This is a genomic window from Haloterrigena gelatinilytica, assembly GCF_013342145.1.
Taxonomy (GTDB): domain Archaea; phylum Halobacteriota; class Halobacteria; order Halobacteriales; family Natrialbaceae; genus Haloterrigena; species Haloterrigena gelatinilytica.
This window is the reverse complement of sequence record NZ_JABUQZ010000001.1, coordinates 2,739,291-2,758,822: the sequence shown is the minus strand read 5'-3', so window position 1 is coordinate 2,758,822 and position 19,532 is coordinate 2,739,291. Positions and strand designations below refer to the sequence as shown.

At 67.5% G+C, this 19,532-nt stretch carries 21 protein-coding genes; 7 read left to right on the top strand and 14 right to left on the bottom strand.

Annotated elements, in window-relative coordinates:
* The first annotated feature begins 189 nt into the window (after window positions 1-189).
* Window positions 190-2,346, top strand: coding sequence for a formate dehydrogenase subunit alpha (fdhF, locus tag HTZ84_RS13750; protein ID WP_174681202.1), 2,157 nt, complete (start codon window positions 190-192; stop codon window positions 2,344-2,346).
* Between the two features lie 94 nt (window positions 2,347-2,440).
* Here fdhF and HTZ84_RS13745 read toward each other — a convergent pair whose 3' ends face one another.
* Window positions 2,441-3,295 (bottom strand): hypothetical protein, encoded by an 855-nt coding sequence (locus tag HTZ84_RS13745; RefSeq protein ID WP_174681201.1) that lies wholly within the window; start codon window positions 3,293-3,295, stop codon window positions 2,441-2,443.
* A gap of 223 nt (window positions 3,296-3,518) precedes the next feature.
* Between HTZ84_RS13745 and HTZ84_RS13740 the strand changes: the two genes are divergently transcribed.
* The 3 genes from HTZ84_RS13740 to HTZ84_RS13730 all read left to right on the top strand — a co-directional run bounded on the left by HTZ84_RS13740 (window position 3,519) and on the right by HTZ84_RS13730 (window position 7,106).
* A complete protein-coding gene (locus tag HTZ84_RS13740; RefSeq protein ID WP_174681200.1) occupies window positions 3,519-5,450 on the top strand; it encodes an aldehyde ferredoxin oxidoreductase family protein in 1,932 nt (643 codons plus the stop codon).
* Between the two features lie 177 nt (window positions 5,451-5,627).
* Complete coding sequence (locus HTZ84_RS13735; RefSeq protein ID WP_174681199.1) at window positions 5,628-6,263, top strand: DUF998 domain-containing protein; 636 nt, start codon at window positions 5,628-5,630, stop codon at window positions 6,261-6,263.
* Window positions 6,264-6,473: 210 nt separating this feature from the next.
* Window positions 6,474-7,106: a metal-dependent hydrolase gene (locus HTZ84_RS13730; RefSeq protein ID WP_174681198.1), complete on the top strand. Its 633-nt coding sequence runs from the start codon at window positions 6,474-6,476 to the stop codon at window positions 7,104-7,106.
* Window positions 7,107-7,236: 130 nt separating this feature from the next.
* Here HTZ84_RS13730 and HTZ84_RS13725 read toward each other — a convergent pair whose 3' ends face one another.
* A complete protein-coding gene (locus tag HTZ84_RS13725; protein ID WP_174681197.1) occupies window positions 7,237-7,623 on the bottom strand; it encodes an ArsR/SmtB family transcription factor in 387 nt (128 codons plus the stop codon).
* Window positions 7,624-7,854: 231 nt separating this feature from the next.
* On the opposite strand from HTZ84_RS13725, the gene HTZ84_RS13720 reads away from it, so the two are divergent.
* The gene (locus HTZ84_RS13720) at window positions 7,855-8,523 is read left to right on the top strand and encodes a helix-turn-helix domain-containing protein (protein WP_174681196.1); all 669 of its coding nucleotides are present in this window, start codon (window positions 7,855-7,857) and stop codon (window positions 8,521-8,523) included.
* Between the two features lie 138 nt (window positions 8,524-8,661).
* On the top strand, window positions 8,662-8,811 hold the full coding sequence (locus HTZ84_RS13715; RefSeq protein ID WP_008896073.1) for a DUF7560 family zinc ribbon protein: 150 nt from the start codon (window positions 8,662-8,664) through the stop codon (window positions 8,809-8,811).
* 42 nt (window positions 8,812-8,853) lie between these two features.
* Here the strand turns inward: HTZ84_RS13715 and HTZ84_RS13710 are convergent, their stop codons facing one another.
* The 12 genes from HTZ84_RS13710 to HTZ84_RS13655 form a co-directional block, all read right to left on the bottom strand.
* A complete protein-coding gene (locus tag HTZ84_RS13710; RefSeq protein ID WP_126662742.1) occupies window positions 8,854-9,306 on the bottom strand; it encodes a pyridoxamine 5'-phosphate oxidase family protein in 453 nt (150 codons plus the stop codon).
* 90 nt (window positions 9,307-9,396) lie between these two features.
* Window positions 9,397-9,807, bottom strand: a complete 411-nt coding sequence (locus HTZ84_RS13705; RefSeq protein WP_174681195.1) for a hypothetical protein — start codon at window positions 9,805-9,807, stop codon at window positions 9,397-9,399.
* Window positions 9,807-10,067 (bottom strand): hypothetical protein, encoded by a 261-nt coding sequence (locus HTZ84_RS13700; RefSeq protein WP_174681194.1) that lies wholly within the window; start codon window positions 10,065-10,067, stop codon window positions 9,807-9,809. Before HTZ84_RS13700 ends, HTZ84_RS13705 begins: the two co-directional genes overlap by 1 nt.
* 70 nt (window positions 10,068-10,137) lie before the next feature.
* Window positions 10,138-10,452, bottom strand: coding sequence for an AzlD family protein (locus HTZ84_RS13695; RefSeq protein ID WP_174681193.1), 315 nt, complete (start codon window positions 10,450-10,452; stop codon window positions 10,138-10,140).
* Entirely contained in the window at window positions 10,445-11,215 is a 771-nt protein-coding gene (locus HTZ84_RS13690) for an AzlC family ABC transporter permease (RefSeq protein WP_174681192.1), read from the bottom strand. The genes HTZ84_RS13695 and HTZ84_RS13690 overlap by 8 nt, the downstream gene beginning before the upstream one ends.
* A 99-nt stretch (window positions 11,216-11,314) precedes the next feature.
* Window positions 11,315-12,715 (bottom strand): carboxylate--amine ligase, encoded by a 1,401-nt coding sequence (locus tag HTZ84_RS13685; protein WP_174681191.1) that lies wholly within the window; start codon window positions 12,713-12,715, stop codon window positions 11,315-11,317.
* Window positions 12,716-12,930: 215 nt separating this feature from the next.
* Window positions 12,931-13,221 carry a ubiquitin-like small modifier protein 1 gene (locus HTZ84_RS13680; RefSeq protein ID WP_174681190.1) on the bottom strand — a complete coding sequence of 97 codons (291 nt, stop codon included), beginning with the start codon at window positions 13,219-13,221 and terminating at the stop codon, window positions 12,931-12,933.
* 67 nt (window positions 13,222-13,288) lie between these two features.
* Window positions 13,289-13,639: a hypothetical protein gene (locus HTZ84_RS13675; protein ID WP_174681189.1), complete on the bottom strand. Its 351-nt coding sequence runs from the start codon at window positions 13,637-13,639 to the stop codon at window positions 13,289-13,291.
* An 83-nt stretch (window positions 13,640-13,722) separates the two neighbouring features.
* The gene (locus HTZ84_RS13670; RefSeq protein WP_174681188.1) at window positions 13,723-14,838 is read right to left on the bottom strand and encodes a glycosyltransferase; all 1,116 of its coding nucleotides are present in this window, start codon (window positions 14,836-14,838) and stop codon (window positions 13,723-13,725) included.
* A gap of 86 nt (window positions 14,839-14,924) precedes the next feature.
* A complete protein-coding gene (locus HTZ84_RS13665; RefSeq protein WP_174681187.1) occupies window positions 14,925-15,443 on the bottom strand; it encodes a hypothetical protein in 519 nt (172 codons plus the stop codon).
* Between the two features lie 160 nt (window positions 15,444-15,603).
* A complete protein-coding gene (locus HTZ84_RS13660) occupies window positions 15,604-15,990 on the bottom strand; it encodes a hypothetical protein (RefSeq protein WP_174681186.1) in 387 nt (128 codons plus the stop codon).
* 51 nt (window positions 15,991-16,041) lie between these two features.
* A complete protein-coding gene (locus HTZ84_RS13655; protein WP_174681185.1) occupies window positions 16,042-16,896 on the bottom strand; it encodes a GNAT family N-acetyltransferase in 855 nt (284 codons plus the stop codon).
* Between the two features lie 1,290 nt (window positions 16,897-18,186).
* Between HTZ84_RS13655 and HTZ84_RS13650 the strand changes: the two genes are divergently transcribed.
* Window positions 18,187-19,209 carry a Cdc6/Cdc18 family protein gene (locus tag HTZ84_RS13650; RefSeq protein ID WP_174681184.1) on the top strand — a complete coding sequence of 341 codons (1,023 nt, stop codon included), beginning with the start codon at window positions 18,187-18,189 and terminating at the stop codon, window positions 19,207-19,209.
* The last annotated feature ends 323 nt before the right edge of the window (window positions 19,210-19,532 follow it).

Below are 19,532 nucleotides of genomic sequence, written 5' to 3'. Positions count from 1 at the left end.
GAGCGTTCCCCCTCTGGCCTCGCTACGGCGATGGACGTCGGAGTCGACCTGGTGTTCGTCCGAAACGGGCCGCGCCCGTCCGATAATTGGTACCGATTTTCGCGATATGTGCTAGAAAGACTCATGCATTCGGACGGAGTCAGTCTACGTGGCACCGAACCGCAGGCCGACAGCTAGCAACACAGACCAATGTCCAGCGATCAGCAAGAGCACCACGATCCGGTCGAGACGATCTGCCCGTACTGCGGCGTCGGGTGTGGCATTCGGATTCAGCAGGGGGACGACCCCGGCGACGTCCAGTTCACGCCGTGGGGCGACGCGCCGGTCAACGAGGGCCGCATCTGCATCAAGGGCGGCGCGGCGACGGAAGTGATCGATCACGAAGACCGACTCACCGAACCGCAGATCAAGGAGGACGGCGAGTTCCGCGAGGCCACGTGGGAGGAGGCCTACGAGTACGTCGTCGACGAACTCGAGCGGATCCGCGCCGAGTACGGCCCGGACGCCGTGGGCTTTTTCGGCTCCTCGAAGACGATGAACGAGGAGAACTACCTCCTCCAGAAGCTCGCGCGCCGGTACGGGACGAACAACGTCGACAACTGCACGCGGATGTGCCACGCCTCGACGGTCTGGGCGCTGCGGACCAGTCTGGGCGCCGGCGCGATGACCAACAGCATGCGCGACCTCCGCGAGGAGTGCGACCTGTTCTGGATCCAGGGGGCGAATCCCGGCGAGCAACACCCCATCGCCAACAGCCAGTACTTCCGACAGGCGGTCTTAGACGGCGCGACCGTGATCCAGGTCGATCCGCACGCGAACAAGACGACGCGGTCGTTCCAAATCGACGAGACGGAGCGCCACCAGCACCTGCAACTGAACCCCGGCACCGACATCCCGCTGTTGAATATCGTTCTGAAGACGATCCTCGAGCACCACGAGGAGAATCCCGACGACGGCTGGATCGACGAGGAATTCGTCGGAGAGCGCACGGAAGGGTTCGACCACCTGAGGGAAACGCTCGAGGAGTTCGATAAGGAGGCGGCAGCCGAGGAGTGTGGCCTCCCGATCGAGGAGATCGAACGCGCCGCCGAAAAGTACGCCGCGGCGGACAACGCGGCCATTTTCACCGGGATGGGGATGAGCCAGCACGCCTGCGGCGTCGACAACGTCCAGAACGAGATCAACCTGGCGCTGATCACCGGGAACATCGGCCGGCCCGGGACGGGCGTCAACCCGCTGCGCGGCCAGAACAACGTCCAGGGGACCTGTGACGTCGGCGCGATGCCGAACGTCCTCCCGGGCTACCAGCTAGTCGACGACGACGAGGCCCGCGAATCGGTCGAGGACGTCTGGGGCTTCGAGATTCCGGACGAGCCGGGGCTGACGAACGTCGAGATCTCCTACGCCGCGGGCGACCAGATCAAGGGCCTCTACGTCATGGGCGAGAACCCCGTGATGAGCGAACCCGACGCCAACGCCGTCGCCGAGCGTCTCGATGATCTCGAGTTCGTGGTGGTCCAGGACATCTTCCCGACCGAGACCGCCGAGTACGCCGACGTGCTCCTGCCGGCGACGACGTGGGCCGAACGCGGCGGCACCGTCACCAACACCGACCGCCGCGTTCAGCGCATGCGCGGCGTCGAAAAGGTTCACGAGAACACGAAGCACGATCTCGAGATCCTGTCCGAGGTCGGGAAGCGGCTCTTCGACGACGGCGACGACCTGTTTGATTTCGACGACCCGGAAGAAGTCTTCGAGGAACTCCGGCAGGTCTGCCCGAGCTACCACGGGATGACCTACGACCGCCTCGGCGAGGAGGGGATCCACTGGCCCTGCTACGAGCCGGGCGACGAGGGCGATCCGTTCCTCTACGAGGAGGAGTTCGAGACCGAGAGCGGGCTGGGCCACATCGAGGGCGTCCAGCACACCCCGCCCGCCGAAACCCCGGACGACGAGTACCCGCTGATCCTCACGACCGCGCGCCTCGAGGAGCACTACAACACGGGGACGATGAGCACTCGATCGCCGACGCTCAACCGCCAGACGCCGGAGAACTTCGTCGACGTCCATCCGGCCGACGCCGAGCGCTACGGGATCGAGGACGGCGAGTACGTCCGGTTGCAGTCCAGGCGCGGCGAAATCACGCTCGAGGCCCACGTCACCGAGGACACCAAGGAGGGCGTCGTCTGGACGACGCCGCACTTCGCGGCCGCTTCCGCGAATCGACTCACCAACCACGTCCTCGACGAGCGGGCGAAGATCCCCGAGTACAAGGCCGCCGCCGCCGAGATCGAGGTCGAGGTCGAACCGCTCGGCGAGACGGCCGATCCGGCCGCCGACGACTGACCGTCGGCCGTCGCCGGTCGCTCCTCGCCGTCAGCTCGGGCACTCGAGATCAGTCGCCTCTCGAGTCGGAACCGATCCGGGTCGCCGCCGGCGGTCACGCGACGGCGTCCTCCGCCGGCACCCACTCGAGGAGCGGATTCGACTCGCCGACGGCGAGCGCGGCGATCGATCGCCCGCAGGTCTCGCAGTCGGTCTCGAGGGCCACTCGCGGCCGTCGGCAGCAGTGTTCGACGCGCTCGCGGCGCGTCTCGAGACGCCCGTCGCAGGCGGGACAGCGCTCCCGGAGGAGTCGCAGCCCCGCGAGCACGTCGCGGCGATCCGCCGGCTCGAGCGTCTCCCAGCCGTCCAGGCGGGTCCGGAGCTCTCGGTCCGCGGCGACGTCGGCCGCGAGCGCCGCGTCCGATTCCCAGCGGAGCCGCTTCGTCCCGTCGAGTTCGACGGCGGCCTCGCCGTGCGAGTCGATCTCGTCGGCGTCGACGAGGGGTGCAACGGCGTCCGCGAGCGATTCCACCGCGCCGCCGGCCGGGAGGCGGTCGGTCCATCGCTCCCGGAAGTCGTCGGTCAGGCGGAGCCCGTCACCGTTCGCCGTCGAGCGCACTACGTCGGCCGTCGAGAGGGTCTCGACGGCGGCCTCGAGGTCGGCCGTCTCGATCGTCGGCCGTCGTTCGGGCTCCGGGGCGTCGGCTTTGCCGAACCACGAGAGGACCCGGTCGGGGAGGTAGCGCCGCGTGAGCGTCGGCGTGCCCGGAATCAGATAGCCCCGGAGGTAGACGAGGAGCAGACAGCACGCGAACGCGAGCGCGCCGACGAGCGCGGAGCCCGCGACGCCGATTCCGGCCGCGAGAACGAACGCGATCGCGACGTTCACTACCGTGCACGGGAGACACCGATTCTCGCCGGTGTACTCCGGTCGCTCGAGTCGCGCGAACGCGTCGGGGACGTCGATCACCGTGACTCACCGCCGACGACTACGCGCCGAACGGCGAAAAAAGACCCCCGCTCGACTCCCGTCTGCATCGACTCGAGGCGCCGTCTTTCACTTGTTTCAACGAATATCGCGTCTGATTTCGGAACCGATCGTTGTTGCTCGTTCCACGACTTTCGGTCGTTCGTAACGAATGTGTGGCAACAACTAACACACTCCAGGGGGAAGAGACCGAGTGTGAACGACGATGACTGAACTCGGTGGATTCCAAGACAACGTCGCACGTATCGATCTGAGCGATGGGGAGGTGAACTACGAGTCGATCGACGACGAAGACGCGGAGAAGTATATCGGGGCGCGCGGCCTCGGCGTGAAGTACGTCTTCGAACAGGGTCCCGACGTCGATCCGCTCGGGCCCGATAACCTGCTGGCCTTCATGAACGGCCCGCTGTCGGGGACGCAGGTGACGATGAGCGGTCGGATCGCCATCTGCACGAAATCGCCGCTGACGGGCACCGTCACGGACAGCCACCACGGCGGCTGGTCGGGCGCCCGGCTGAAGTGGGCCGGCTTCGACGGCCTGCTGTTCGAGGGACAGGCCGACGAGCCGGTATACGCCTTCGTCGAGGACGGCGAGGTCGAACTCCGGGACGCCTCCCACCTCTGGGGGACGGGCGTTCACGAGACCCGCGATATAATCGAAGAGGAAGTCGAGGGGGCCTTCGGCAAGAACCTCTCGATCATGGCGATCGGTCCCGCGGGCGAGAACCTCGTTCGCTTCGGGAACATCATGAACGAGGACGACCGGGCCTCCGGCCGCGGCGGCACCGGCTGCGTCGCCGGCTCGAAGAACCTCAAGGCGGTCGTCGTCAAGTCCGGGACGAAGATGCCCAAACCCGCTGACAAGGAGACGTTCATGGAGGGCCACCAGCAGGCCATGCAGGCCATCCAGGAGTCGGAGGTCACCGCACCGAACGAGGGCGGCCTCTCGATGTACGGGACCAACGTCCTGATGAACATCACCGAGGAGATGGACGGTCATCCGACGAAGAACGGGGTCTACACCTCGGGGAACGCCTACAACGAGAGCGAGGCCGATCGACCGCACGACCTCGATGCCGATCGGATCAGCGGCGAGAACGTCCGCGAGAACATCCTCGTCGACGAACCCACCTGTCACTCCTGTCCGGTCGCCTGCAAGAAGGAGGTCGAAGTCGACGTGATGCACAAGGGCGAGGAGCTGAACGTCCGGATGGAGTCCTACGAGTACGAGTCCGCCTGGGCGCTCGGGACGAACTCCGCCAACGACGACCGGGACCAGATCGCCCTCATGATCGACCGCTGTAACGACTTCGGGATGGACACCATCGACACGGGCAACATGCTCGCGATGGCCATGGAGATGAGCGAGAAGGGGTACGTCGACGAGGACGTCAACTGGGGCGACACCGAACAGATGGTCGAGCTGATCGAGAAGATCGCCCACCGCGACGGCGACCTCGCTGACGGGCTCGCCGAGGGCGCGGAGGGCGCGGCCGAGCGGTTCGACGCTCACGACTGCCGACTGGACGTCAAGGGCGAGACCATCGCCGCCTACGACCCGCGCTGTCTGAAAGGGATGGGCATCGGCTACGCCACCTCGAACCGGGGGGCCTGCCACCTGCGGGGCTACACCCCTGCTGCGGAGATTCTGGGCATCCCCGAGAAGGTCGACCCCTACGAGTGGGAGGGCAAGGGCGAACTCACCGCCCAGTTCCAGGACCTCCACGCCATCAGCGACTCGTTCGACATCTGCAAGTTCAACGCCTTCGCGGAGGGCATCGAGGAGTACGTCACCCAGTACAACGGGATGACCGGTCTCGACGTCACCGAAGACGAACTGCTCGAGGCCGGGGAACGGATCTACAACTTGGAGCGGTACTACAACAACCTCGTGGGCTTCGACGGCAGCGACGACTCGCTGCCCGAGCGCTTCCTCGAGGACGGGATCCACGGTCAGGGCGCCTCGGAGGGCGAGTACTGCGAACTCGAGGAGATGAAGGAGGAGTACTACGACCACCGCGGTTGGGTCGACGGCGTCGTCCCCGACGAGAAACTCGACGACCTCGGCATCGACATCGGCCCCGGAACGGGCGTCTCGGCGGGCGACAGCGGCGCTGCGGCACCGGGCGACGACTGAGTTCGGCGTCTCCCGACCGGTTTCTTCCGCGGACTTCGGATAGCGTGGTTAGTCCAGTCACCGAACGTTTTCCACCTCGGGTTCGCCGAAGGCGCCCAACTCACACAGCGAGCGGACGCTCGCAACGTTCACGTCGTTAGCCCCCAGTATCAAACCGGCGCGAGTGGAACGGCACACATGGCGATCGAACGGTCCGATATCAGGGTCCACGAGCCGCGGGGCGACAACCAGTGGCTCACCGGACTCGTGTTCGTCGCGCTCGCGGCCCAGTTCGTGACCGTCAGCGTGCTCGCCGCGTCGACGGCACCCGGCTCCGACTTCGCGCAGGGGGCGCTCAGCGATCTCGGCGCGATCGACGAGGCGGCGCCGCTGTTCGACGCGTCGCTGGTCGCCGCCGGCGCGCTGAACCTCGTCGGCGGCTACCTCTTCTACCGGGCCCACGGGACGCGGTGGATTCTGGCCGTCTACGTCCTCGCCGCCGTCGGGGCGATCGGCGCGGGCGTCGTCCCGCTCGACGACGGGGACCTCCACGGGCTGTTCGCGCTCGCGGCCTTCCTCGGGTTCAACCTCGAGGCGATCGCCAGCGGGACTCGCGTCGCCGGCCCGATGAAAGGGATCTCGGTCCTCGCCGGACTCGTCGGAATCGCCTTCGTGGCGGTGATGGCGGTCGGCGACGCCGGCGCTCCTGCGGTCTTCGGCCCGATCGGTCACGGCGGCGCCGAGCGGCTGATCGTCTCCCCGCCGATGCTGTGGCTGCTGGCCTTCGGCGGCTATCTGTTGGCCGAGCCGCCGATTGACGCTGCCGTGGACTAACCTCGAGTACGGCCCCGCTCGAGTTCCTCGTGAAGATGGGAGGCCGTCCTGCCCACCGTGGCAACAGGGATCTCCACACCCTCCTCAACCGATTCGCTCGGACGGCCAACAGCGCGCTATCGCAACGGTGAACTGTCGAATCAGTAGTCGACTACTAGAAGCGCGAGCGCCGACGAACGTATCCCCGCGCCCGTCCTACGGCGGGCTACCATGATGGCTACGACCCACGTCTTCGCGGGGCTCGCGCTCGCCGCCGCCGTCGCCGTCGTCGCGCCGCAGTTCGCGGTCGTCGTCGCGAGCGCGGCGATCCTCGGGGGGCTGTTCCCCGACTTCGACCTCTACGCGGGCCACCGGAAGACGCTCCACTTCCCCGTCTACTACGGCGCGCTCGCGGTTCCCGCGAGTCTCGCCGCCGTCCTCGTCCCGACCGCCGCGACCGTCGGCCTCGCCGTCTTCCTGCTGGCCGCCGGACTGCACTCCGCGAGCGATCGGTTCGGCGGCGGCCTCGAGCTAAAACCGTGGCGGGCGACCTCCGAGCGGGCGGTCTACAGCCACTACCACGATCGCTGGCTCGCACCCCGCCGGTGGATCCGCTACGACGGCGCGCCGGAGGACCTCCTCCTCGCAAGCATGCTCTCGGTTCCCGCTCTCCTGGTCTTCGAAGGACCGATTCGGACGGCCGCGCTCGTCCTCCTCGCTATTTCAGTGGGCTACACGTTCGTGCGAAAACCGCTCGTCAGCGTCGCCCAGCGGCTCCTCGAGCGCGCGCCGGACGCCGTGCTCTCGGTCGCGCCGGACCGGTTGCTCCCGCTCGAGGACGAGTCCGAACACGCGGCCGATTGAGCCGTCGAGCCGTCGCTACCGATCACATCGGGTAGTTCAAAAGATCGATTCGCGGGCCGTCGGGACGTCCGCTACGACGTGATCCGAGCAGTGGTGTTCCCAGCGGCTCGTCCGGTCACGTCGGGGACGCTCAGTCGTCGGCGACGGCGTAGTTCGCGCCGGCGTCGGATTCGGCTTCCGGCTTCGTCAGCTCGATCGCGACCTCCCCGTCGTCGATCGAGACGTGCACGTCGTCGAATGACTTGCGGTACTCGGTCGCGTGCTTGCCGGAGGTGTTGATCCGGACGCGCTCCTCGACCAGTTCGGCCTCCGTTAGCTTCTCGACCTTCCGGTAGGCCGTCGACATCGGGATGTCACACTGCTCGGACAGTTCCGTCGCGGTCAGCGACTCCTCGCTCGTCGCCTCGAGGATGGCTCGGCAGGCGTCGTCGTCGAGCGCGCCGAGCACGGCGCCTGCGTCGATCGCGTCGTCGGTTGCGGGCCATCCTCGCTTCGTGGTAGAGTTCGTAGCGGACATCGTCTTCACTCCCTACTATCGGCCCGACCCCCTCCAAATGAGTCCCACTAAATCTGGGCCCTTTATATGCGGCTGCGAAAACAGGCGTGTGGCGTGCTATCGAGCTGGTTTCTCGCGGGGACGAGTGGCGGGTTCCGTGGTATCTACCAGCACGACCCTCGAAACGGCGGGTGTCGCCGGCGAGCGAGACGGGACACAGGGTTTACGAGGCCGGCTCCCTCAGCAGTAGCTATGCCTTCGGGGATTCGAGCGGAGATCAAAATAGACGATCCGGCCGGCTGCGTCGTCACGGCGGCTTCGGCGGCGGCGAGCGGTCGCGTCCTCTCCGTTTCGAAGAGCGCGAATCCGGACGCGCCCGAGCGCGTGACCGAGGAGTTCATGCTCGAGGCGGAGGAGTATCCCAGCCGGTTCGACGTGGACGCCGACGTCGACATCGAACCCGTCTTCTCTTACGGCTCGAGCGAGGTGTATCGGTTCGGCCGCGAGCTGGGGCGGGGCTGTCCCTGCGAGTGTATCGAACGCCACGACTCGCCGCTGGTCGACGTCCGCACGAAGGGGGCGTCGCTGTATCTGACCTTCCACGCGTCGGATATGCACGGCTTACAGGCGATCATCGGCGATCTCAAGGAGCGGTACTCGAACCTCGACGTCCAGCGCCTGTTGCAGTCCCAGCAGGACCACGACGAGCGGAACCTCGTCTTCGTCGACCGGAGCACCCTGACCGCCCGCCAGCTCGAGGTCCTCGAGACGGCCCACCGGATGGGCTACTTCGAGCACCCGAAGCGAGCCAACGCGGGCGAGGTCGCCGAGGAACTCGGGATCACGAGCACGACGTTCACCGAACACCTCGCGGCCGCGCAAACGAAACTCCTCGACGCGATCCTCGAGTACGACGACTGATCGCACCGACCGGCCACTCATGATGCAAAAACGCTTCGGGACCTACTGCGGGTCGGCGTCGAACCGCAACCCTATATATAGTGGACGCACAGCTATGAACGTAGACGACCCACGAGACACACGGACTACGCCCATCTCATGAGCAGATACGAATTTACCTGTCCGGAATGCGGCCAAGCGATCGAGGTCAACGAGGAGATGCGCGAGGCCACGCTCGAACACGGGTGTCCGGTCTGCGGTGCCGACGTCACGACCGCGGACTTCGCCGCCGAGCAACAGACGAACTGAACGCTCGATCGCTCCCGTACCGATGGCCCCTACCGACCGACGTTACTCCTCGCGATCGACTTCGGTTCGCCGTCCCTCGAGGCTGTCCGGATCGAGTCGGTAGAGTTCGATATCCAGCTCTTCCTTACCCTGCGCCCAGATTTCGAACAGCGGTCGCTTCGCCTCGCCGTACTGGGCGATCTGGTCCGGCGTCAGCTCCGACGGCGAAATGTCCTCTAACTGCCCCGTCGCGATGACGCTCCGATAGGTCGAGTCCCGCTCGTCGTAGACGACGAGCCGCGCCGCCGGCGAGGACTCGAGGAACGCCCGCTTCTCGCTCTCCGGCGTCGACACCAGCCGCATATAGAACACGCGCTCGTCGTCGTCGTACCCGTACGAGATCGGAATCGCGTAGGGGTCGTCGGTTCGCGCGAGCGATAACACCCCCGTCTCGTGGTCGCCGAGGAAGTCGTCGATCTCCGCGTCGGCCATGTCGGTCTCCTGATCGATAGCCATCGTCTCAGTGCATTGAGCAAGGGCGAACACGCTCTTTATAGTTGCCATCGGTGTCGACCGCCGGTTTGAGCCGGCATCGACAGGGCGGCGTTACGGTCCGTCGTCGGCCGCGCCGTTCGGTTCGCCTCCGTTCGCGTCCGCGCCGTTCGTCCCGATACAGACCGGTTCCCGAATCTCGAGGGCCGTCTCGAACGTCTCCTCGCGGTCGGTTCGGCGTCCGATCCGCAGCAGTTGCTCCTCGTGTGCGCGACGGACGGCCGACCGCTCGCGGTCGGTCATGCCGAGCTCCTCGCCTACCGCTTCCCAGTGGCCCCACTCGACCAGAAACGCCTCGCGCAGGTCGTCCGCGTGGACGCGCTCGTACTCCCGTCGGTAGCGCTCGCGGTCGGCCGCCAGACGGCGCTGCGCGCGGTCGACGAGGTCCGGCAGCCGCGTCGGCGCGACGCTCGCCTTCGCCGCCGTGAGCACGAGGATCTGGCCCTCGATCGGCTCGCCCGACATCAGCCACCCGCGCGCATCGCCTTCTGGGCGAACTTCTCGACGAGCGAGTCGAGGCGGTCCTCGTCGCCCTCGAAGACGACGGTCACCTCCGTCAGTTGCAGCGACGGGCCGATTCCGACTTTCTCGGAGGAGAGGGTGGCCGTCCAGTCCTCGCCCGCGACGGTGTCGTCGTCGACCCGCTCGCCGCCGAGGTTCGTCAGGTACCGGATCGCCAGTCGTTCGGAGATGCCGCGAAAGGAGCGTTCGACGCGCGTTGCCATGGTCGTCGATACGGCGGCCGATCGGATAAACTCGAGCGTGGCGGCAGCACCGCGTGCCGGCCCGCGACGATCAGAGCAGCGTCCGCAGCGACACCACGGCGACGACGCCGGTCACCAGCGCGAGGATGATGCTCTCGGTTCGCCACATTACCGCCAGCACGAGTGCGGCCGCGCCCCACTCGGCCGGCCCGCCGGCCGCCAGCTCCGGGCCGAGAACGGCGATCACGATCGCGCCCGGCAGGACGTCCAGTCCCGCCTGCAGGCGCTCGCTCACCTCGACGTGGCGGACGAGCCAGGTGCCGCCGACCTTCGCGACGACGGTGACGACGGTCATCGCGAGGATGACGCCGACGACCAGCGGATCCAGCGAGAGGACGTCAACCATCGTGTCTCACCACCTCGACGACGGCCGCGGCGAACCCGCCCAGGGGGATGTACCACTGCCCCGGGAGGACGGTCGCGGCGAGGACGCTCGTGGCCAGCGCGACGAGCCACGGCGCCAGCGTCGACCGGCCGTCCCAGAGCTCGACGGCGAGCGCGACGAAGACGGCCGTGAGGATGAAGTCGACGCCGTACTGCGCCGGATCGCCGACGGACTCGCCGGCGAGGACGCCCAGAACCGTCGACGCGACCCAGCACAGCCAGAGCGCGACGCCGCTGCCCAGCAGGAAGGCGCCGCGATCGCTCCCCGACGCGAACTCCTGCATCGATAGCGCCCAGTTCTCGTCGGCCATCAACACGAGACTCGAGTAGATCTGGCTCGGCGAGAGGTGGCGAAACCACGGCTGCAGCGCCGCGCCCATCAGGGAGTAGCGCACGTTGACCGCGAACGTCGTGGCGACGATCGCCGCGATCGGGATCGGATCCGCCCAGAGTTCGACGGCGATGATCTGGGAGGCGCCCGCGAAGACGGTCATGCTCATCAGCGCCGCCTCCGCGAGGCTCAGCCCCGCCCGATTCGCGAGGACGCCGAACGCGACCCCGTAGCCGCCGACGCCGACGGCGACCGGCAGACAGGCCAGAAAGCCGGCTCGCAGCCCCTCCCAGTCGAACGTGACGCTCTCCGGATCCGAACCCGGTCCGTCGTCGCCGATCGCGTCGCTCGCGGTGCTCGGAGCGGCCGCGTCCGATTCTGTGTTCGTCCCCATCGCGCCGTTCTATTTCACTCTCAGCGGATCACCGCCTAAACGTTCTCGGAACCGGCGTCGGGTTGCGGCTTGTTCCCGCTTGCCTCGGCGTCGACCCGCTCACGGGGAGCGCCGCTCTTCGACCGACTCGCGCAGCGGCGGCCGTTCGTCTCGCGTCGACGACGCGTGCACGTCGGCGTTCGCGTCCGCCACCGCGTCGGCGGGCGCCGCTTCGCGCCAGTCGACCGGTTGCTCGGCGCCGCTGGCGCGATAGCCGAGGTCGGCCGGCCCGATCCCCTCGAGGACGCCCCGGTCGAGTTCGGCGAGGACGTCCTGGACGAAGGGCCAGGGATCGTCGCGACTCAGGAGATCGAAATTGGGCTGCTCGTAACAGGAGCGGGCGATCGCCCGAAGCGTGTCCGCGATCGACGGGCGATCGACGAGTTCGGAGTCGTCGTGGAAGTGACTCAGGACGTGGGCCAGTTCGCCCTTGAGGTAGTGACAGCCGACGCCGACGTCGTAGCCGGCGTCGATCTCGTCGGCGCGGTCGGTCGCCATCCGCCAGTAGTACCGCGGGAAGTCGGCGCCCATCCGCGCGTTCGCGGCGAGCGAAGTCCATAGGCGAGGGTTGATCTCCGTGAGGTAGAACTCGCCCGTCTCGGGGTGGCGCATGTACTCGATGCAGGCGAGGCCGTGCCACTCGAGTTCGTCGAGCAGCGACAGCGCGGCGTCCTCGAGGGCGTCGCTGTGGACCGATTCGCGGTAGACCCCGCCGCCGCCGGCGTAGGACGTCCCGCGGAACTGTCTGTGCTGGACCGTCGCAACGGGCTCGCCGCGCTCGTAGAGGGCGCCGACCATGTACTCCTCGTCGATCGGCACGAACTCCTGGACGATCGGATCGTGGCCGAACGTCTCGCGCAGCGACGCCGGCTCCACCGCCGCGCCCGGCCGCAGGTGTTCGACGGTCTTGCTCCGCCGCACTCGCCCCGGCGGAACCGACTCGACGTACTCGTCGACGAGAAGGTTGTACCGGGACTTGACGACCGACGGCCGAGCGATCGCGTCGACCGCCTCGAGCGGCCGCGTCTCGGGAACCGGGACGCCGGCGGCCTCGGCCGCCTCGGCCAGCCGAACCCGATCGTGAACGCGGCGGAGCGTCTCGAGGGTCGGCCACGGCGTCGCGACGTGCTCGGCGAACGCGTCTCGGTACTTCGAGAGAACGAACGCGTCGGGCTCGCGGGCGGGAACGACGGTCCGAACGTCCTCGCGCCGAGCGAGCGCGAGCAGGGCCGTCGCGTACCCCTCGAGGTCGGCCGCCGGATCTGGAACCAGCACGGCTTCGTCGCAGTGTCTCGAGCAGAACGACTTCGCCGTCGGCTCCTCGGAGACGACGATCGTGCGAACGCCGGCCGGCGACAGCGAGCGGAGACAGCAGTCGGAACTCGGAACGGAGACGGCCGGAACGACGATCGAGTCGCGTACGCGCCGGGAACGATCGTCGCGAGTGAGTGTATCAGACATGTGTTTGAAGACTCGAGTGGCGTCTCCGCTACCACCGCCGAAAGAAGAGTCGCGTGAGACTGCAAGTGTCGGAATTACGTATTACAGCCGATCTAACAGGTAGACAGCGTGTGCGATCCCGGACCGACTCGATAGAACCCCGGAAACCGATTCGGGGGTGACTGACGACCAGCGTCGCCAGGAGTCGGCGAACGGTACTGACGGACGCGATACCGCTACCCGCCCGCGACCGGCGGGAACACCGAGAGTCTATCGCCGTCCTCGAGGGGCGTCTCCGGGCCGGCCATGTGGGTCACGTCGCGGCCGTTTTTCAGCACGCTCAACTGCGGCCTGATCGCCCGTCCCGACTCGCCTTCCTCGAGCAACTGCCCCTCGAGACCCGCGTACTCGGCCTCGAGGGCGGCCAGCACGTCGCCGACCGCGGCGTCGTCGTCGAACGTTTCGGCCCGTTCCTTCTCGCCGACGGCCTCTCGAAAGGTCGCGAAAAACCGCAATTCGAGCTCCATATCTATGGATGGTCGCGGAATCGCATAAGTTCGGGTGGCTCCCGTCGCCGACCGGCTCGCGGATCGATCAGGCGGCCGAGGCCGCCGCCGAAGACGTGTAGCTGACGGCGCCGAAATCGGCGGTTTCGAGCGCGTCGTCGATCGCGCCGGCGCCGCGCTCCGTCGCCGCGTCGGCGTCCTCGGCGTCGACGACGACGGTCACGGAGAACTCGAGGACGATCGTGTACGGATCGAAGGGCGCGGTCGGATGCTCGTACACCTCGGCGTCGGCGATCTCCCAGTCGGCGATGGTTCCCTCGGCCGCGAGGCGCTCGAGGCTCTCGGCCAGTTGTTCGGTCGCGTCGTCGCAGGCGGTCGTGTCGCTTCCCCCGTGGAGGGTGACGCGGGTCGTCCCGACCCGCGAAACTGCAAACTCCATACCGTTTCCTATCGACCGCGCGGATTTGAAGCCTTGGTCTGTATTCACACGCCGCCTGCGGCGGCCCGGCCGACGCGATTCCGTTAATCGTCGCGAATCGCGTCGTACAGCCCCGCCAACTGGTCGAGCGAGTGATCGACCGCGAGCATGTCTCGACGGCGCCGACAGAGGTCCGAGAGCCGCTCGCGTTCGGCCAGCGTCCGACGGATCGCCCACCGAAACGCCTCGCGGTCGCCGGGCGCGTACCGGTAGCCGATCTCGCCCTCGATGACGCCGTCCGCTAACGCCCCGGCGTCGGCGGCGACGACCGGCGTCCCGCAGGCGGTCGCCTCGAGCGCGACCAGCCCCTGCGTCTCGACCGGACTCGGGAAGACGAACGCGTCGAGCGCCGAGTAGAACGCCGGCAGCTCTTCGCGCTCGAGGAAGCCCAAAAACCGGACGTCGGCGTCGGTCGCCGCGGCGCGAGCCTCGAGGTCGTCGCGGGCGGGTCCGTCGCCGGCGATGACGAGCGTCCAGTCGGTGCCGTCGACGGCGTCGATCGCCTCCTCGAGGTTCTTTTCGGGACCGTGCCGGCCCGTGTAGCCCAGCAGCGGTCCCTCGCCCGAGAGGCCGTAGCGCTCTCGAAGGGGCGTCGCCTCGACCGGCCGGAAGAAGTCGACGTCGATACCGTTCGAGACGATCGTCGCGTCGACGTCCGCACCGACGCGCTCGAGCAGGTGCCACCGGGCGAACGCCGTCGGCACGGTCACGTGATCGACGCGCTCGAAGAACGCCCGCTCGTAGGCGCGGCAAACGCGCTTGAGCGGCTCGACCGCCCCGTCGGAGACGTGCTGGCTCACGCGGTCCTCGAGGAGCGTGTGGTAGGTGGCGACGACGGGGACGTCGCGCTCGCGGGCGAACCGGACGCCCGCGAACCCGACCGTGAACGGCGTGTGGACGTGGACGATGTCGGGCGTGTCGAGTCCGTCGGGAGCCACCGGCACTCCGAGGCGGTAGCGCGGGTACAGCGGCGCGCCGACGCTCGGGAGCGCGTACTCCCCGTCGCCGGGTTCGTACCCGGCCATCTCGGGGAAGACGATCGCCATCGATCCCCGACGGCGGCCCCATCGCTCGCGCCACAGCGCGACCGTGTAGGTGACGCCGTTGACCGTCGGTCGGTAGAGGTCGGTGAACGCGGCGACGACGTTCGTCTTCGCCATCGCTCGACGCTCCACCGCCGCCGGTCAAAGCCGTTGTGAAAGTGCCAACGCCGCTCGAGCAACGAGTCTTCGCTCGCGACTCGTCGTCAATCGTCGGCCGCGACGGAGTCGGTGGTGCCGGCTCGTCGGCGATCGATCCGGAACGTCACGTCGTGGTCCGCGAGCAGCGATCGCACCCGCTCGACGCCGCCCTCGGTATCCCACCCCTCGCAGGTGTAGTGTCTGTACGGGTGGCGCAGCCACGAGTACTCGCGGTGGGCGAACACGTCGACGGCGTCGGCGCCGTCCTGAAACAGCGCGACGTGGAGTTGCCACGTCGCCAGCGGCGATCGCCGCCGGGCCCAGCTACCGGCCGACAGCCGGCCGTCGCGGTGGATCTTCAGGGAGGCGATCGGTTCCGGTTCGAACGCCATCGCCTCGAGGTCCGCCCGGAACGTCTCGAGACCGTACGGGATCGTTCCGACGTACTCGTCGGGGTGTTGGAGACACTGGGCGAACCCGCCGAACGGTTCCTTGATGCGGTGAAGCGTCGGGAGAACGCGACGGCGCACGCGCGTCGTCAGATCGATCGCGTCGGCGGCGTCGCGGTCGTCGGTCGAGGCCACGGATAGTCCACTAGTCTCGGGCGAGCGCAAAATCGTTGTGGCTCCCGGCGATCCGGCGACGGTATCCGTCGACGACCGTGAATTCCGCTCCCGGAGGAATATATAGCACTCCGGAACGAGCGCCTCGAAGGAGCCGATCGCCGGCGGCTGCCGGCGCCCGCTACAGATCCTGGAGTCGAATGCCGTCCTCGACCAGCCGGGCGTTGCGCTCGCGCTCGAGGTGGTCGGCGAGGTCGTCGTGGTCGTAGAGCTGGGCGATGACGTCGGCGTACAGCGTCCGCCACGCGATCGCGTAGATCGGCGACTGCCCCCACGCGCGCAGCTCCGGCACGAGGTCGTCGTAGGTGCTACGGCGCTCCTCGAAGCGCTCGATCGCCTCGAGGACGCGACCGGCCGCCTCGCGGTCGTCGTCGGCCTCTTCGATCGCTCGATTCAACCGTTGTTCCCAGCCGGCGACGGCCTCCTGCATGTCCGCCGCGGCGGTCTCGTCGTCTTCGGGTAGTCGTTCGAGGACCGGTTTCGGCACACCGAGTGAGATCTCGTCCATACCGCGAGTATGGAACGCGGTCGGCAAGAAACTACGGTCGCGCGGCGCCGCCTACGGCCACGCCGCCAGCATCACTTCGTCGACGTACTCGTCGTCGATGCGGTACTGCTCCTCGTGGACGCCCTCGCGCTGCCAGCCGTTCTCCTCGAGGAACTCGATGGCGGTCTCGTTGGTCGCCGGCAGGTTCTGGTAGCACTTCCGGTACCCGGCGTCGTCGGCCCACTCGAGACCGTACTCGAGGAGGCTCGAGCCGATCCCCTTGCGGCGGAACTCGGGCGCGACGCCGAGGGTGAGTTCGGCGGTGTGGGAAAGCGACGGCAATTCGTGGGCGTCGACGTGGAGCCAGCCGACGACGTCTGATTCGGGCTCCGCGGCGTCGTCGTCCGATTCGTCGGTCGCCTCGTCGGCCGCCGACTCGAGACTCGCGACGAAACAGACCCGCGAGCGCTCCTCGTTGGCCCGCACGAGCGCCGAGTCGCGCTCGAGTCGCGTCGCGACGTTCTCGGCGACGATGTAGGGGCCCTCGTCGGCGACCTCGCGCATCGTCTCGACGATCCCCTCGCGGTCTTCCTCCCGCGCCGGTCGAACCGTGACGGTGGCGTCCTCGAGGACCAGTTCGGTCGCCGTTCCGCCGAGCGCGAGGCGGACCTTGCCGTCGGATTCGGTCAGGTATCCTCGGTCCGTGAGTCTCTCGATGCAGGACTCGAGGTCCTCGGCGGGCGGACAGACCGATTCGGTGTAGGTGCCGGATCGGGCCGGTTTCGAGTGGGTCGTTCCCGATTCGATGCGGATCGCGCGCGCCAGTTCGGCCGGTTCGACGGCCCCGTTTCGTTCGACGTACTCGTAGACCGTCCGTTCCAGTTCGTCGTCGAGATCCTCGGGCGACATCCGCGGCTGGGCGCTCATACCCCCACAACCACCGACGGGCGGTATTATTATGGACGGCGTATCGCTCCGCAATCGGCCGTGACGCCGATCGAAATCCGTCGTTCCTCGCGGCCGCGGACCGCTAATTGTTCGTTGGATCCGGCCACGGAGCGGCGTTGGTCCCCGTTCGCGGCGGGGCCGACCGGGTTTCGTCTCGAGTGACCGAACCGAGGCTGCTGAAACCGCCGGCAGTAGTTCGGCCACGAGTCGCTGATCGGTACCGTCGGAAGCGATATTCTATATCGTACTATGTGATTTATCGGGTGCTGGTAGGCTGTGGATTCACTCGCGGCGACTCACCGCAGACTCGGAAAGAACGGACTGCGAACGGGTTCTCGAGTCGATTCCCTCGCCACGGCAGCTCGCGGTTCTCGTCTCCCGACCATACGGGGGCGATTTCACCGGTGTACCGGTTGGAATCGATGCAGGATGCGGTATCGAACGTGGAACGCGGGAATCAGGTCCATACCGCTCGCCGACGGGCAGACAGCGTCGCCGACTGTGCAAGCGGACGCGACCGATCGTCCGAGCCACGCTGTCGACCAGTTCCTGGGCGGTCACCGATCGACCGATCGACTGGAGAAGCGAGATCGGGTTATAATTATGACGCTATGGGCGTTCCGACGGAACTGGCTGCCCGGCAGCCCCATCGCTTCGGTCCGACGAGTGCGCGAGACGCGATATCGGGTGTTCTACTCTCGAGTACCGTTCTACCGCCTCGAGATCAGGGGTTCGAGGGTCGAATCGACCGGCGCTCGCCGGCGGTTCCCGAACCGAGCGCTGTCGGCCGTGATCCACCGGTTCACGGTTCGGTGCCAGACGATCGGTCCGGCGACCGCGGATCGGCGACCGGTCGCGTATCGATCACCGCGCGATCGAGTCGGTCGCCGAACTGCCGGTAGCCGTCTCGAGTGATGGACGGATCGGCGACGTTCGCTGGCTCGGTCGGCGGCCGACTTCGAGCGCGTTGGACCGACCGCTTCTCGCTCGGATCGGCCGGTCGATGGGCACTGCTATCGGACGGACGGGTTCACGTCCGTCGGTCGGCGGGACTCGCGTCCGTCGAACGACCGCGTTCGCACCCGCGAGCGACCGTACCGTCCGATGGACTCCCCGAATCAGCGCCGCTCGAGTCAGTAGTTATCGGCCCGTAACGAGCTAAAACAGCCACGATAAATCACATGCGGCGATACAGAATCCGAGATCGTTTCGGAAGTTTCGGAATCGGGACGGTACCGTTTACAACAGCCGACGTGTAACCGGGTCGGTGTGATCGTCGACGGTCGCGTCCTGCGCGAGGATTTCGTCCCCAGCGAGGTGGTCCACCGCCACGACGAGGTGAACCTCCTCTCGGAGTCCCTGGAGCCGCTGCTGTCCGATCGGCGGGCCGACCCCGCGTTCCTGTTCGGTCCCACCGGCGTCGGGAAGACCTGTATCGCCAGGTACGCCCTGGGCCAGTTGCGCGAGCAGGAGCCGTCGATCGACGTCGCCTACGTCAACTGTTGGCAGGAGTACACCCGGTTTCGAGTGCTCTACGGCGTCCTCGAGGCGGTCGGCCGAACCGTCGACATCCACCGCTCGACACCGAAGGACGAACTGTTCGATCGGTTGCGTGAGACGGACGCCCGGCCCGTGGTGGTTATTTTAGACGAGGTCGACCAGCTCGAGGAGACGGCCGCGCTCTACGACCTCCACCGGCTGGGGCACGTCTCGCTGGTGTTGATCGCCAACCGCGAGGAGGAGCTGTTCGCGAGCTTCGACGACCGGGTCCGCTCGCGGCTGCGGGCGGGGACCCGCGTCCGGTTCGACCGCTACGGGACGGACGAACTGGCCGCGATCCTGGCCGAACGGGCGGAGAAGGCCCTCGAGCCCGGCGCCGTGAGCGACGGCCAGCTGCGGACGATCGCCGACGCCGCGTCGGGCGACGCCCGCGTGGGGATCGGCATCCTCCGGTCGGCCGCCCGTCGGGCGAGCCGACGGGGACTCGAGTCGGTGACCGACGACGTCCTCGAGGCGGCGATCCCGGACGCGCGGACGGCGATCCGGCGCGAGACCGTCGAGGGGCTGATCGAACACCAGCGGGTGCTGTACGACGTCATCGCCGAGGCCGGCGAGATCGATCCGGGCGACCTCTACGACGAGTACGAACGGCGGGTCGACGACCCCAAGACCGAGCGGACGCTGCGCAACTACCTGACGAAGATGGTCCACTACGACCTGATCGAGGCCGTCGGCGAGCGCCGCGGGCGGACCTACCGGCTCGTCGGCGACGACGCGGTCGGCCGCGAGTAGCGGCTGGGTTCACGTTCGAGGGCGTTCGTCGCGACGACACGTCACGACCGGTGAGTGTACGCGCCACATTTATGCCCGGCAATCGACTTGTACTGCACTACTCGCATGGGGTGTTCAGACCAGCCGACGGGCCAGTTCCGGTCTCGCGTCCGCCGGCCGGAGGCGGTCGCCGAACTCGGCCAGCGAACGCTCGAGTCGTCCGACCCCGATTCGCTTCTACTGTGGCTGTCGCCGGCGATTCGGACCGGCTCCGCCAGGAGGTCCGGTACCCGCGTGCCGACGCGAGTGCGGACGCCGGTCGGCAGACCCTACGTATATCTGTG

Bases quoted from the DNA above. Each gene is read 5' to 3' on its own strand.
- fdhF (WP_174681202.1), top strand. From the start codon at position 190: ATGTCCAGCGATCAGCAAGAGCACCACGATCCGGTCGAGACGATCTGC.
- HTZ84_RS13730 (WP_174681198.1), top strand. From the start codon at position 6,474: ATGATGGCTACGACCCACGTCTTCGCGGGGCTCGCGCTCGCCGCCGCC.
- HTZ84_RS13740 (WP_174681200.1), top strand. From the start codon at position 3,519: ATGACTGAACTCGGTGGATTCCAAGACAACGTCGCACGTATCGATCTG.
- HTZ84_RS13660 (WP_174681186.1), bottom strand. From the start codon at position 15,990: ATGGACGAGATCTCACTCGGTGTGCCGAAACCGGTCCTCGAACGACTA.
- HTZ84_RS13690 (WP_174681192.1), bottom strand. From the start codon at position 11,215: ATGGGGACGAACACAGAATCGGACGCGGCCGCTCCGAGCACCGCGAGC.
- HTZ84_RS13715 (WP_008896073.1), top strand. From the start codon at position 8,662: ATGAGCAGATACGAATTTACCTGTCCGGAATGCGGCCAAGCGATCGAG.
- HTZ84_RS13670 (WP_174681188.1), bottom strand. From the start codon at position 14,838: ATGGCGAAGACGAACGTCGTCGCCGCGTTCACCGACCTCTACCGACCG.
- HTZ84_RS13680 (WP_174681190.1), bottom strand. From the start codon at position 13,221: ATGGAGCTCGAATTGCGGTTTTTCGCGACCTTTCGAGAGGCCGTCGGC.
- HTZ84_RS13700 (WP_174681194.1), bottom strand. From the start codon at position 10,067: ATGGCAACGCGCGTCGAACGCTCCTTTCGCGGCATCTCCGAACGACTG.
- HTZ84_RS13735 (WP_174681199.1), top strand. From the start codon at position 5,628: ATGGCGATCGAACGGTCCGATATCAGGGTCCACGAGCCGCGGGGCGAC.
- HTZ84_RS13725 (WP_174681197.1), bottom strand. From the start codon at position 7,623: ATGTCCGCTACGAACTCTACCACGAAGCGAGGATGGCCCGCAACCGAC.
- HTZ84_RS13720 (WP_174681196.1), top strand. From the start codon at position 7,855: ATGCCTTCGGGGATTCGAGCGGAGATCAAAATAGACGATCCGGCCGGC.
- HTZ84_RS13685 (WP_174681191.1), bottom strand. From the start codon at position 12,715: ATGTCTGATACACTCACTCGCGACGATCGTTCCCGGCGCGTACGCGAC.
- HTZ84_RS13695 (WP_174681193.1), bottom strand. From the start codon at position 10,452: ATGGTTGACGTCCTCTCGCTGGATCCGCTGGTCGTCGGCGTCATCCTC.
- HTZ84_RS13675 (WP_174681189.1), bottom strand. From the start codon at position 13,639: ATGGAGTTTGCAGTTTCGCGGGTCGGGACGACCCGCGTCACCCTCCAC.
- HTZ84_RS13655 (WP_174681185.1), bottom strand. From the start codon at position 16,896: ATGAGCGCCCAGCCGCGGATGTCGCCCGAGGATCTCGACGACGAACTG.
- HTZ84_RS13705 (WP_174681195.1), bottom strand. From the start codon at position 9,807: ATGTCGGGCGAGCCGATCGAGGGCCAGATCCTCGTGCTCACGGCGGCG.
- HTZ84_RS13710 (WP_126662742.1), bottom strand. From the start codon at position 9,306: ATGGCTATCGATCAGGAGACCGACATGGCCGACGCGGAGATCGACGAC.